Consider the following 13,431-nt stretch of genomic DNA (forward strand, 5'->3'; position numbering starts at 1 on the left):
CATCATTGAATGGCCGGAGCGCTTTACTCTCATGTCGGGCCTGGGCCTACATCTGCGCGGACCCTCGCCCTGCCCAGTCATGTCGCGCAGCTCGCGGAGGATCACGATCGCCATGCGACACTGGCACTCGGTCCGGCCGCTTCATCTTCATGGTGGTGGCCAACACGACCCAGATGGCCTTGTCGAGATCGATCTCCTTTCCAGCTCGCAAGCCGCCGCTCGCCGGGACGGACGAACAGAAGCCCAGAGCTGAGCGCCGGGCGCGTGATCGCATCAGCCCGGTCGGCCTCAGTCGGCACGGAGGCCCGGAAGGTCAGCTGACTCCGCAGCTTCCCCAATGTTGACTCGCCGCCCGCCTCGCCGGCATCTTCGGTGCGAGCGCCTGTCACCAAAGCCTCGGATGCTATACTTGCGTTGGTTGCCTTCCTTAAGCGACAGGTGTAACGTCCCTATCGTCTTTCGCTTTGCGTGTATTTCACTAGCCGTAATGGCGGCTTTTCCCATTTTTTAGCCTTGTCGAAGTTTAGTTGGAGAAAGGCTGTGGACTGGATGATGGTGGCAGGCGCTTTGCTGTAGGCGGGACGGCACCTATGTCCGGTCGGGGTCTCGCAAAATGTAGTAGTACCGCGCAGCCTGCTAACACTGGCGGCGTTTCGCTCCGGGTAAAGCAGCGTGGTCGCGCGGCCAAAACGCCAGCGCGAAACCTTATCACTGAGCGTAAATACGTCTCAATTCTTCGAGCCGATCTTCACCGCTCGTCCGACTTGGTGGCCGAACTCGGGGTCGAAGAATCAATTGCTCGGCTGGCACCAGCGCTGGAGCAAATGCGAGCTGCCGTGCATCAGCAGAATGGCATCATCCACCGGGAAATGGGCGATGGGCTGTTCGCAGTGTTTGGCGCGCCGATAGCCGACGACCTGCACGCGGTTATGGCGTGTTTGGCGGCGCTCGACCTGCTTTCGCGCATAGAGGCGCTTGGCGATCCGGGAATCCGCGTGCGGGTTGGCGTGCATTCCGGCTTGGTCGTCGCTGGGCCGCGTCAACTCGATTACACCCGAAGCTATGATTTCGATGGGCCGCCGCTCATCATGGCGGAGCGGCTGCAAGCGGCCGCTGCGCCGAACCAAGCGCTTGCCTCAGAGATCTGCCGAACGTTGGCCGCAGGCTATGTCCAGTTCGGAATTGGCCAGACACACGTCCTGAAGGGCTTTCCGCAGCCCGTGACGGTCCATCCTATCGAGGCTATTGGTGAACTCTCGAAATGGCGCGTTCATTTGGCGCGTGGAAGCACGGCTTTCGTTGGCCGGACGGTAGAATTCTCGCGCATCCTGTCGCTCGCTGATGCCGCGGCAGCGAATAGGGCGGGTACCTTTGTTGTTGTGACCGGCGAGCCCGGAATTGGCAAGTCGCGGCTCGCACATGAGACCATGGACGCGCTACGTGGGCGCGGTTGGCAGTCGATCGATGTGGAGTGCAGCCCTATTCTAGGGCACTCGCCTTACTCGCTCCTGAAGAATCTCCTTGGCGATGTGGTGGCAGGATTGCAGGAGGCCGACATGGCGGCTCTTCGAGCGGAGCTTTCGGCCGCCCAGATGGCCGGGTTGGAGGTGGTGCTGCATGGGCCACCTGAGAAATCCAACTCAGTTTGGGCCGGGTTGACGCCCCGGGCGCGGGGGCGGGCGATAGTCGCAATGGCGTGCGCGGTAATGCTGCGAAAGGTCGACCAACGACCGACTCTGTTACTGATTGAGGATCTGCAATGGGCGGACGAGGCGAGCGCTCCCGCGATCGAGGCCATTACGGCTCTGACTGAGCGACTACCGCTGGTGATTCTGACAACGGCACGCAATGAGGGCGTACCAGCTTGGGTCGAAGGGCGGCTGCCAGTGCTGCTGCCGCTTGCGCCCCTTAATCATGCCGCTGGGATGGCGATGCTCGATCAGATCCTCGGTTTGTCCCCGCGTCTAAATCGATTGAAGACGCGCATCCTCAACCATACCGGAGCGATGCCCCTTTTCATCGAGGAAGTCTGTCGCGGCCTCGCCGAGACTCACAAGTTGACGGGCAGCTGGGGTGCGTTCGAGCCGGCCTCGGTGGACGCCGGGCTCGACGTTCCGTTGACTGTCCAGGGCGTGATTGCCAGCCGCATCGACCGGCTCTCGCCGATCGAAAAGCGGCTCCTCCAAGTCGCGGCCGCCATCGGGCCCGAGGTGCCGAGCCGGCTGCTGCAAACGGTTTCGGCACTGCAGCAGGCTGCTTTCGGCAAGGCGCTGTCGGCGCTGGTCGCAGCCGGTATGCTCGTTGCGCTGCCCGAGGTGACGGCCACAAATGTCTTCCCTCACGAATGTGTGCGGCAGGTTGCCTACGATGCTGTTCTTGGGTCGGACAAGACGGCGCTGCATGGGCAGATCCTAGCGGAGCTGGAGACCCAGCTGGGGCATGAGCAGGGCAGATCGGATCTGATGGCCGCCGTCGTGCACCATGCGCTGCAAGCCCGCGAATGGTCGCGGGCCGCAGATAATGCTGCGATCATCGCAAGGCAGTGCTTGGCGCAATCGGCGCTGCCCGATGCGACGCGATATTTCGCAATTGCGATTGAAGCAATTGATCATCTGCCGGTCTCTCCCGAGCGCGAAGCAAGGGCGGTCGACCTCAGGATCGAGTCGCGGCTTGCCTATGCAAACCTCGGTCAGCTCACACGATGGCTCGAGCTGGCAAAGGAGGCCGAGGCGCGCGCCGGAGCTGCAGGCGATAGGACACGGCAGGTCTCCGCGCTTGCGGTGCGAGCAGCAGCTTTGAATTTCTGCGGGCCACCCACTGAAGCGGTGGAGACGAGTGAAACTGCTGTGAGGGAGGCAGCCCGGAGCGGCGAAGCGGGATGGCTGGGGTATGCTGAATATGGACTGGGGCAAGCGCGGTACGTTGCTGGACAGTACAGCAAAGCTGTGGAGGCGCTGACCAGAGCCTATGAGCGGTTCACGATTGGGGGTGCCTCAGCGCCTCCGGGCGGAAGCAGCAGTCACCTTGCGCTGCTCAGCAGCATGATGACGTGCATCATTGAGGCTGCGCGGGGTGATCTGAATGCCGCGGCCGCCGCGCAGGACCGGGTGGAGTCCATTGCCGCGCAAGTAGGCGGCACTCTAAGTGAAATTGCAGCGGGCTTCAGCCGTGGTGTGCTTCTACTATGCAATGGCGAGCTCGAGGCTGCTGAGACCACATTGGCGCGGGCGTCACAATTGGCGCATCAGCACGACGTGAACCTTTTCGTACCCGTCTTGGGATGGCAGCACGGGCTAGCACTTTTGCGGATCGGACGCAGGGAGGATGCTCGCCACGCCTTCGAGACTGCGAAAGAAGAGGCAGCAAAGCTTGGACATCGCTCGGCGGAGCTGCGGGCGGAGATGGGATTGGCGCTCTGCGACGCCACATCCTTGGCCGGCCGCTCCGCTGCGCTGGAGAGAGTGCGTCGATGCGAGCAGACGGTACAGCAGTTGGGATATGAGCCCATACGGTTGGAGGCGTTACATATCGAGGCTGCACTGAGGCAGGCTATGAATGACGAAGGATGGCGTCCCACGCGGATGGCGGCCGAACGCATAGCAAACCAACTCGGAGCAGAAGGGCTACAGCGCGAGATTGTGCACGTCCTAGCGCGAACAATTCTGCCGACTATCGATGCCTCGCGCATGCGTGGCGATATATGACGCGACCCTGAGGAGGAAAAATGGCGAAGGACCAAGACGAGACGAACGCAAAGCCAGCGTCTGTTGATATGGCCGTCGACCGGCGCGTTGTGTTGGGCGGTGCTGCAGCTGCAGCTTTAACGGGGAGCATGCCCCATGTTGCTTTAGCCCAGCGACTGACAGGGGGTGAATTGCACACTGATGCCGGGGTCTATCAGAATCCAATATTTCTCAACACCTTCAACAACAACAGATACAAAAATCCCCAGTCCGTTCATCAGCAAATCCATGACGTCCTTTTTCCAAACAACAGGGCAGGTTTGCAATGGGGTTTTTATCAGCAGCAACTGGCGCCAGATCCGAACGATTGGGGTGGTCAGTACAACTTTGATAGCTGGCCAATCTTCCGGGACGAAATGCGGCACGACCTCGAAAAGCAACGTCCTTTTTTAAAGAATTCTGAAAACGTGATGGACCCGTTTCATCCCGCATCCCCGCCCGCGCTCAACTTTCTCGATCATTTAGACGAGGCCATCCGGATAGCTCTGTGGGATCGGAGTGACATTCAAGTCATCATCGATGTGAAAAAGGCGAAGCGCCGCCACCACGGCCTGGTCACCAAATGGAATCCCGATCCGCATTCGGGCATGCCCCCAAAGAAGTTTACAATACAGGTCGAGTGCCCGGATGGCGGTTGGCAAGGTTTCGCATTGTGGCGCAATCCAACCCCGACCAGCATGCCAATAACGAAGCTTGTCTCTACTTGGCAGGTGCCATCACCTCCAACCAACGTCAACGGGCAACAGATCATATTTCTCTTTAACGGCCTTGAGAGTGTACCTGCGCCAAACCTAGCAGGAGGAATTTTGCAGGCGGTCCTCCAATGGACCAATGCTGGATGGTTCATCCGAAGCTGGTACGTGACTTCGGACTTTGATCCTGTTCTCCACCCACAACTGCCAGCATCAAACCAGTCTGTGGATCAAGCCCACATGACAGACGGTCGTTGTTATTCTACCGCGATTTCCGTTCAACCCGGGTCGAGCGTGACCGGCACCATTACCGGAAACAAGGACGGAAGCGGAAAATTCCGTTACTCGTGCTCGATAGTGTGCAACGGGCAACAAGCCAACCTAAGCATCGACGATGTGCCTGAGATGATTTACGCAGTCTGCGCGATCGAAAGTTATGATGTGAATAACCCCACGAGCGATTATCCAGGCTATCCGAACCCGATAACGATGTCCTCCATCGATTTGCAGGTTCAAAATTCATCACTGCCTTCAATAGCGTGGACGCCGAACAAAAAGCAGGGCAAAGACTATGAGGCGGCACCTATGAACAACGGACAGCGCGTTGACTTTAAGCCAACGTGATGACGATGGATACGCGCGGCCGACGATTGCTGTTGCCCGAAAGCAAAGCTGCCACTCCTGATCGAAATGTTGCCTGACGTCGAGGCCAGAGGGACTCTCGCCAACAAACCCAAATCCCTGTCGGAGTTCGCCACGTAGCGGACCCGACCTATGCAGGGCTGGCGAGGAGTCTGGGGCCGCGAAGACAGTTACCCCAGCAAATGTATGCTTATGCAGAGAACAAAACCCGGCCCGGCGCGCGAAGCACTAGCCTCGAGGCGAGCAAAGGCTAGAATTGAGAGACCAAGAATGGCTTGATGCGCCCCTCGACCAGCGAACCGCGCTGAAGCTGATCGAGATAGTCCGCCCACACCTGCATCATCTCAACCCGCTCATTCCAGAACTCCGCCGCGTGCATATAGGCGCGGCGGACATCATTCTCTTCCATGTGCGCCAGTTGCCGCTCAATGGCATCGGGATTCCAGCGCCCCATCTCATTCAGCAGGGTCGAGGCCGTCGCCCGGAAACCCGACACGCTGACCTCTTCCTTGGAGTAGCCGAGCCGGCGCAGCGCGGCATTGAGCGTGTTGTTGCTCATCGGGCGGCGGACCGAATCGACCGCCGGGAACACGAACTCCCCCTTCCCCGTCAGGCCCTGCAGTTCGCGCAGGATCACGATCGCCTGGCGCGCCAGCGGCACGCGGTGCGGCCGCTTCATCTTCATGGTCGCGGCCGGCACGACCCAAACCGCCTTGTCGAAGTCGACCTCCTTCCAGCGCGCCAGCCGCAATTCGCCGGGCCGGGCGAACAGCAGCGCCGAAAGCTGCAGCGCGAGGCGCGTGGTCGGCTGCCCGCTATAGCCTTCGATGGCCCGCAGCAGCGCGCCGAGTTCTTTCGGCTCGGTGATGGCGGCGCGGTGGTTGACCTTCGGGGTCGTCAGCGCCCCGCGCAGATCGACTGAAATGTCGCGAGTCGCGCGGCCGGTCGCGATCGCATAGCGGAAAACCATGCCGGCGACCGCCCGCAGCCGGCGGGCGCTTTCGTAACGCCCGCGCTGTTCGAATTTCCGCAAGGCATGGAGCAGCTCCGGCGCAGTGACCTCGCCGACTGGACGATCGCCGAAGGCGGCATAGGCCGGCTCCAGGAGCCATCGGTTTTTCTTCAGCGTCGCTTCCGAGCGCTCCTCCCGTCGCTGCTTCTCCAAAAACTCTTCCGCGACCTCGCGAAACGAGTTGCCGCCGGCGGCCTTGGCGATCTTCTCGAGCCGGCGCTCGAGGCTGGGATCCTTGCCGGTGGCGAGCAGCTTGCGGGACGCCTCGCGCCGCTCGCGGGCCTCGGCCAGGGTCACGTGCGGATAGGCGCCGAGCGCGATCTGCTTCTGCTTGCCGTTGAGCCGGTAGGCAAAGCGCCACAGCCGGCTGCCGTTCTTGCAGACTAGCAGATACAGACCGTCGAAATCGGTGAGCTTGTAATCGCGCTCACCCGGCTTGGCGCTACGGACCTTGGTGTCGTTCAGCATGGCGTCCTCGTGCTGGCATGGCCGAACAAAAGCGGATTCGGTGCCAGCAAAACTACCAGCCGTGCCAGCGGTTGCCAACGAACGGAACCGGACCCGCACGCGCGCCTGTGGATGTAAGTCTCTGAAATCGTTTCGGGAAAAGACGTCAGCGGACGCCTGCGAACAGAGGTGAACACCGGTATGGTGCCCAGGGGCGGAATCGAACCACCGACACTGCGATTTTCAGTCGCATGCTCTACCAACTGAGCTACCTGGGCGTGCTCCAAGAGAGGGGCCAAAGCCCATCGAGCGGGCGGTTTATAGTGGGCCGGGAGCTGCCTGTCCACCCACGCTTCGCCTTTGGCTTCGCGGGGCATGGCCCGGCTGTGCACAAGGTGGGAGAGCCTCGCCGCGGCTGGCGCGCGGCGCCTTGGCCATTCGCCTAAATGATTGAAATCATATGACTATTCAACATCATCCACTTCGTCGTCGCGGCCGGGAATGACGTAGGAGCCTTTTAGCCAGCGGTTCAGATCGACGTCGCGGCAGCGCGAGGAGCAGAACGGGCGGGTGGCCTGCGCCTGCGGCTTGCCGCAGATCGGGCAGGTTTTGAGCGGCCCGGCGGGCTTTTTGACCTGGTCGTCCATGAGATGCGCAGCTTGCACGGGGTGAGGGAGTTCAAGCGCCTGTCGGCGAGCGGGTTCCTGGCGCAGCGGCACATGCGCCACCGCCCGGATCCGGCCGGGCCATTCTACTGTGCATGGGGTTGTTTTCGAGGTTTTTGTCGGCGCGACCCGGCGGTCAAACCGCAGTGGAGTTGAGCCAGCCGAAGCGGATCGGAAAGCCCTCGCCGCCGAGCAGCGTCGTGGTCTCGTAGAGCGGCAGGCCGACCACGTTGGTGTAGGAGCCCACCATCTTCACCACGAAGGAGCCGGCGATGCCCTGCACGGCGTAGCCGCCGGCTTTGCCGCGCCATTCGCCGGAGCCGATATAGGCTTGGATGTCGTCCTCCGACAGCCGCTTGAAGCGGACGCGGGTCTCGACCAGGCGCTGGCGGAAGGCCTCGCGCGGCGTGACGAGGCAGATCGCGGTGTAGACGCGGTGGTTGCGGCCCGACAGTAGCCGCAGGCACTGCGCGGCCTCGTCGACGAGATTGGCCTTGGGCAGGATGCGGCGGCCGACTGCCACCACCGTGTCGGCGGAGAGGATGAAGGCGCCGCGCAGCTCGTCATCGAGCTGCACCGATTTGAGCGCCGCATCGGCCTTGGCCCGCGCGAGGCGATTGGCGCAGGCGCGCGGCAGCTCGCCCCGCCTCGGCGTCTCGTCGACGTCGGCCGGCCGGAGCGCGTCCGGCTCGATGCCGGCCTGGTTGAGCAGCGACAGGCGTCGCGGCGAACCGGAGGCAAGTACGAATTTGGGGCGGCCGAGCATCAGGTGATTTGGGGGATGAGGCAGGGGATGAATTGCGCGCGGAACCTATCGGAAGGGGGCTGATTTCACAACCCGGGAACCCGGACTTTGCTGATTCGAGGTGTGTCCGACATGCGTGTGCCCTCAGTCTGTGACGCGGGTGTTACGCCCGCCGTGCGCTACCCGCTCGCCGCGCCGACCTTGGCGAACCGCCGGCGAATGCGCAGCAGGAGCTGGTCGCAGACCTCGCGGTAGGCGGCGAGCTTCTGGTCGCGGCTGCCCTCGATGGTGGTGGGATCCTGCGTCGGCCAGTATTCGACGTCGGCGGCGAGCGTGCGGGTCAGCTCCAGCGCCTTGTGGTGCGCTTCCGGCGAGAGCGTGATAATGAGGTCGAAATTCAGGCCCTCCCAATCCTCCAGCTCCTCGAAGGTCTGGGGCTTGTGGCCAGAGATGTCCTGACCGAGCTCGCCCATCACGGCGACCGCGAACGGATCGAGCTCGCCCTTCCTGGCGCCGGCGGACTTCACGTAGAGGCCCTGCGGAAACATGTGCTGCAGAAGGCTCTCGGCCATCGGCGAGCGCACGCTGTTCATCGCGCAGGCGAACAGCACCGATTGCGGATCGCGTGCGCGTGGGGGCGCAGCCATCGCTTACGCTCTTTTGTTTTTGCGCATGATCCGATCCGAAAACCGGTTCCCACTTTCCGGGATCATGCGCGCTTATCCTTTCCAATGAAGGACAGTAATGAGCGTGAACAGCCGGCGCGAGGTCTCGAAGTCGACCCGCACCTTGCCCTTCAGCCGCTCCTGCAGCGTGCGCGATCCCTCGTCATGGATGCCGCGGCGGCCCATGTCGATGGCCTCGATCTTGTCCGGGGTCGCGGTGCGGATCGCCTGGTAGTAGCTGTCGCAGATCATGAAATAGTCCTTCACGATCCGCCGGAACGGCGTCAGCGAGAGCAGATGCGCGACCACTGGCGTGCCGTCCTCGCTGCGGATGTCGAACATCAAGCGGTTGCCGGTGATGCCGATATGCAGCGTGAACGGCCCCTTCCCGTCGGCGCCATCGGGCGCGAACAGGTTCTGCTCGATCAGGTCGTAGATCGCGATCGCGCGCTCGTGCTCGATGTCCGGCCCGGAGCGGCCGATCGAGTCCTCGTCGAGGGTGACCGCGACGATGCGATTGCTGGACTCGTCCTGTTCGGGCGGCTTTGTCATGGCAGATTGAGGCGCAATCCAATCGAGCGCGAGTGGGCATCCAGCCCCTCCGCCTTGCCGAGCGTCATCGCGGCGGGTCCCAGCGCGCGGAGCTGATCCGGCCCGCATTTCAGGATCGAGGTGCGCTTCATGAAGTCGTGCACCGACAGGCCCGAGGAGAATCGCGCCGAGCGCGCCGTCGGCAGCACGTGGTTGGAGCCGCCGACATAGTCGCCGATCGCCTCCGGCGTATGTGCCCCGAGGAACACCGCGCCGGCGTTGCGGATCCTTGCGGCGAGCGCATCGGGATCGACGGTCATGATCTCGAGATGCTCGGCCGCGATCGCATCGGCGAGCGGAATGCAGTCGGCCAGATTCTTCACGATGATGATGGCGCCGAAATCGGCCCACGAGCTGCCTGCGATCGGCGCGCGCGGCAGCGTCTTCAGCTGCGCCTCGACGGCCTTTTCGACATCGGCGGCAAGCCGCGCAGAATCGGTGATCAGGATCGATTGCGCGCTGGCATCGTGCTCGGCCTGCGCCAGCAAATCGGCGGCGATCCAGTCGGCATTGCCGGTGTCGTCGGCAATCACCAGCACCTCGGAGGGACCGGCGATCATGTCGATGCCGACCTTGCCGAACACCAGCCGCTTTGCGGCGGCGACATAGGCATTACCAGGGCCGACGATCTTGGCGACCGGCGCGATCGTCGCGGTGCCGTGCGCGAGCGCGGCGACAGCCTGCGCGCCGCCGACGCGGTAGATCTCGGTGACGCCGCCGAGATGCGCGGCGGCCAGCACCAGCGGGTTGAGCTTGCCGTCGGGCGAGGGCACCACCATCACGAGGCGCGAGACGCCGGCGACCTTGGCGGGCACCGCGTTCATCAGCACCGAGGACGGATAGGCCGCGGTGCCGCCGGGCACGTAGAGGCCGGCGGATTCGATCGCGGTGTAGCGCCAGCCGAGCTCGACGCCGAGCGGATCGGTGAAGCGCTCGTTCTTCGGCAGCTGGCGGCTGTGGTAGGTCTCGATGCGGTCGCGCGCGAGCCTGAGCGCATCGAGCGTCGCGGCATCGCAAGCCTTCACCGCAGCATCGATCTCGGCGGCCGTGACACGCAGGCCGGATACATCCAGCTTCAGCCGGTCGAATTTTGCGGTGGCCTCGAGCAGGGCCGCATCGCCACGGCTCGCCACATCGTCGACGATGGCGCGCGCGGCAGCCTCCACGTCGGCCGAAACCTCGCGCTTGGCGGCGAGGAAGGCCGCGAATCGCTGGTCGAAATCGGCGCTGCTGCGGTCGAGACGGACGGGCATGTGCGGCTTGGCTTCCGGCTGGTCTTTGGGCGGATTGGCTCACCCGGGCCCCTGCTCAATGGCGCGGCGGCTCCCGGCCGTCAACCCTTGAGAGGTGTCGTCTCGGCGGCGGCCCAGACGACACCTGAGCAGGTTTGGCTGGTATACCGCAAAGCGCCACCTCACCCCTCCCCTTCGACCTCCACGCCCGTTCCCAGATCGTCCGCCCCCAGATCCGTCAGCTCGCATTCCAGGCATTCGACGTCGAGGCGGATGGCGCCGCCCTGGGCGAACAGCAGGAGGGCGCTGCCGCCGGGCTCCTCGGCGCGGCCGTCCTGGGGGTGAAACTCGATACCGACGAGATCCAGGACCTTGTCCAGCGCGCCCATGTCGATGTTGCGCGCTTTGCAGGCGAGCACGCGGTCGAAGCGGAGCGCGGCGACCAGCCGGCGCGGCTCGGTCGCGCCGTCCAGCGTTTGCTCCCAGTCCAGCCGGCTCATGCCGACCACCAGTCGCTTCTCGCCCTGCCGCCAGATGATGTCAGAGGCCTGCACGCGGGCATCCTGGACATGGGCCGAGATCACGGCGAGATCGTCGGCATCGAGCGCGATCATTTTGAGCTGGGGAGACATCGCCGGCGCTTCTCCTTCGGGGCGGACGGGGCTCAACGCGCGCAGGCGCCGAAATTTCCTCACAACTAACGGGCCGGCCGGCGAGATGCTATTGATATCCTCCATTTCCAGCACCTTCCGGGGATCCCCTTCCCGGGCAACATGGATCATGGCGCGGCCCATCTGCTCGGTCGAGGTGACGGGCTGCTTATAGGAGAAGGTGGCCCGAAGCGCCGGGTGAGCGGTTCTAGCCACGAAAACAGATGTGGATCGTCGCTCGCGGAGACAGACCACTCACCCGTCTCGCCGCTCCGCGGCGAGCCACCCTCTCACAAGGGCCCACAAGGGGAGAGGGTAAGATCAGCTCACTCCCTGAAGAACGCCAGGAGGTCGGCGTTGATGGTTTCGGCGTGCGTGGTCGGCATGCCGTGGGGGAATCCTTTGTAGGTTTTCAGGATGCCTTTCTTGAGCAGCTTGGCCGAGAGCGGCGCCGAATCGGCGTAAGGGACGATCTGGTCGTCGTCGCCATGCATCACCAGCACGGGGACGTTGATCTTCTTCAGGTCCTCGGTGAAGTCGGTCTGCGAGAACGCGACGATGCCGTCGTAATGCGCTTTCGCGCCGCCCATCATGCCCTGGCGCCACCAGTTCTCGATCACCGCTTCCAGTGGTTTTGCGCCGGGGCGGTTGTAGCCGTAGAACGGGCCCGCCGCGATGTCGCGATAAAATGCCGAGCGTCCGGCGGCGAGCTGGGTCTGGAAATCGTCGAACACGCTCTTAGGCAGGCCACCGGGATTGGCCGCGGTCTGCACCATCAGCGGCGGCACCGCCGACAGGATCGCCGCCTTCGCGACGCGGCTCTCGCCGTGGCGCGCGATGTAGTGCACGACCTCGCCGCCCCCGGTGGAATGGCCGACATGGATGGCGCTCTTGAGGTCGAGATGCGAGGTGAGCGCGGCGAGATCGTCGGCATAATGGTCCATGTCGTGACCGTCGGCGACCTGCGCCGAGCGGCCGTGACCGCGGCGGTCATGGGCGATGACGCGATAACCGCGCGTGACGAAGTACATCATCTGCGCGTCCCAGTCGTCCGACGACAGCGGCCAGCCATGGCTGAACACGATCGGCTGGCCCGAGCCCCAGTCCTTGTAGAAGATCTCGACGCCGTCCTTGGTGGTGATGGTGGGCATGAATGGCTCCTTCCGTGAGAATCAATCCGGGGCTCGAAAATTGCGAGCCGGCGAAGCGGAGATGGGTGTGCGATATCACGAGGTCGATGCCGCGCACCGACCTGAAACGTGCGTTCAAGCAAACGTCATCGGCCTGTAGCGGCGCCAGGCGCCGATCGTGAGCACGACGAAAAACACCAGCACGATGCCCTGCACCACGGCGAACACGGGGCCGGAGGGCGGCGCCGGCGGCACGGCGGGCGCGAGCGCCGCGAGCGCCGGCACCTTCAGGAACGACTGGATCACCAGCACGAAGACGTTGAAATAGAGCGAGATCATCGCGGTCACGATGTAGACCGGACGCCAGACGCCTTTGAGCTTCATGCCGTAGAGCGCGACGCAGGCGATCGCAAGCAGCACCAGCGAGATGATGCCGATGATGTGCGAGGGCAGCAGCTCTTTGAACGGAAACAGGAAGCCGGTCGCGCTGGTGAGAATCGTGAACAGCAGGAAGATCGCGGTGAGGCCTGGCATCGGCTTCGAGCCGAGCAGGCCGAACATCACAACAAGGCCCGCGACAATGCCGATCAGGCTGATGATGACATGGACTAACGTGAAGGCGGGCAGGCTCAACCCAAGGACCATGACATCTCTCCTACGCTCTGCATTGAGTTCGGGAGAATGGTATTACGCTCCTCATGAGATTGCCACCTGCGTTGACGCCACACGCTTGTGCAAAGCCATGCGTCATCGTGCGAATCGACAAACGCATGGCTGAATTTTTTTGTCGCAAACGACGGCAGGCTTTCGACGAGAGTTGAACCGATCCCTCAGACGTCCTTGGTGTCGAAGATCAGCAAATCGGCGCCACCGCTGGCGAATTTCGGCACGTCGGCGCCGGTCGCCTTGCCTTCCGGACTGGCGAATGCGGCCTGAATGTCAGCCACACTGTCGAAGGTGAGAATGGCGACGAGATGGATTCCGGAAGGACCTGCGGGAGATGCGACCGGTCCCTTGCTGACGGCGTATTTCTTCAGTCCGGGAAGTTTTTTCGCGAGCGGAATGTGGGTCTCGGCATAGTACTTGTCGAAGGCGGCAGCATCCTTGGGTGTTTTGTAGAGCACGACGATTTCAGCCATTGAGTCCTCCCGTTGAATTTTTTGTTCGCTCGTTCAGCTTTCGGTCCTCATGGTGAGGAGGCGCGTTAGCGCCGTCTC

12 protein-coding genes and 1 tRNA gene are annotated in these 13,431 nt (G+C 63.0%); 2 read left to right on the forward strand and 11 right to left on the reverse strand.

The features are described from left to right. Positions 1 to 590: 590 nt before the first annotated feature. Together ACRQ5Q_RS38385 and ACRQ5Q_RS38390 are read left to right on the forward strand one after the other, a co-directional pair. Entirely contained in the window at positions 591 to 3,704 is a 3,114-nt protein-coding gene (locus tag ACRQ5Q_RS38385; protein WP_439394983.1) for an ATP-binding protein, read from the forward strand. 20 nt (positions 3,705 to 3,724) lie between these two features. After that, positions 3,725 to 5,059, forward strand: a complete 1,335-nt coding sequence (locus tag ACRQ5Q_RS38390) for a hypothetical protein (RefSeq protein ID WP_439394985.1) — start codon at positions 3,725 to 3,727, stop codon at positions 5,057 to 5,059. 268 nt (positions 5,060 to 5,327) lie between these two features. On the opposite strand, the gene ACRQ5Q_RS38395 is transcribed toward ACRQ5Q_RS38390, so the two are convergent. From ACRQ5Q_RS38395 to ACRQ5Q_RS38445, 11 genes are all read right to left on the reverse strand, one after another. Then, complete coding sequence (locus ACRQ5Q_RS38395; RefSeq protein WP_439394987.1) at positions 5,328 to 6,557, reverse strand: tyrosine-type recombinase/integrase; 1,230 nt, start codon at positions 6,555 to 6,557, stop codon at positions 5,328 to 5,330. Between the two features lie 181 nt (positions 6,558 to 6,738). Continuing rightward, positions 6,739 to 6,814, reverse strand: a tRNA-Phe gene (locus ACRQ5Q_RS38400). 186 nt (positions 6,815 to 7,000) lie between these two features. Then, positions 7,001 to 7,183: a DNA gyrase inhibitor YacG gene (gene yacG, locus ACRQ5Q_RS38405; protein ID WP_080135149.1), complete on the reverse strand. Its 183-nt coding sequence runs from the start codon at positions 7,181 to 7,183 to the stop codon at positions 7,001 to 7,003. Positions 7,184 to 7,337: 154 nt separating this feature from the next. Further along, positions 7,338 to 7,967, reverse strand: coding sequence for a Maf-like protein (locus ACRQ5Q_RS38410; RefSeq protein WP_128919266.1), 630 nt, complete (start codon positions 7,965 to 7,967; stop codon positions 7,338 to 7,340). A 158-nt stretch (positions 7,968 to 8,125) separates the two neighbouring features. Further along, on the reverse strand, positions 8,126 to 8,593 hold the full coding sequence (locus ACRQ5Q_RS38415; RefSeq protein WP_018646417.1) for an arsenate-mycothiol transferase ArsC: 468 nt from the start codon (positions 8,591 to 8,593) through the stop codon (positions 8,126 to 8,128). A 72-nt stretch (positions 8,594 to 8,665) separates the two neighbouring features. Further along, entirely contained in the window at positions 8,666 to 9,163 is a 498-nt protein-coding gene (locus ACRQ5Q_RS38420) for a UPF0262 family protein (protein ID WP_439371460.1), read from the reverse strand. Next, entirely contained in the window at positions 9,160 to 10,455 is a 1,296-nt protein-coding gene (gene hisD / locus ACRQ5Q_RS38425; protein ID WP_439371461.1) for a histidinol dehydrogenase, read from the reverse strand. Before hisD ends, ACRQ5Q_RS38420 begins: the two co-directional genes overlap by 4 nt. A gap of 161 nt (positions 10,456 to 10,616) precedes the next feature. Continuing rightward, a complete protein-coding gene (locus ACRQ5Q_RS38430; RefSeq protein ID WP_439375734.1) occupies positions 10,617 to 11,066 on the reverse strand; it encodes a DUF2948 family protein in 450 nt (149 codons plus the stop codon). 344 nt (positions 11,067 to 11,410) lie between these two features. Further along, a complete protein-coding gene (locus ACRQ5Q_RS38435; RefSeq protein ID WP_439371462.1) occupies positions 11,411 to 12,235 on the reverse strand; it encodes an alpha/beta fold hydrolase in 825 nt (274 codons plus the stop codon). Positions 12,236 to 12,349: 114 nt separating this feature from the next. After that, positions 12,350 to 12,859: a hypothetical protein gene (locus ACRQ5Q_RS38440; protein WP_439371463.1), complete on the reverse strand. Its 510-nt coding sequence runs from the start codon at positions 12,857 to 12,859 to the stop codon at positions 12,350 to 12,352. Positions 12,860 to 13,044: 185 nt separating this feature from the next. Next, positions 13,045 to 13,353: an EthD family reductase gene (locus ACRQ5Q_RS38445; RefSeq protein ID WP_035706504.1), complete on the reverse strand. Its 309-nt coding sequence runs from the start codon at positions 13,351 to 13,353 to the stop codon at positions 13,045 to 13,047. Positions 13,354 to 13,431: the final 78 nt, after the last annotated feature.

Source organism: Bradyrhizobium sp. PMVTL-01 (assembly GCF_051861855.1).
GTDB lineage: Bacteria > Pseudomonadota > Alphaproteobacteria > Rhizobiales > Xanthobacteraceae > Bradyrhizobium.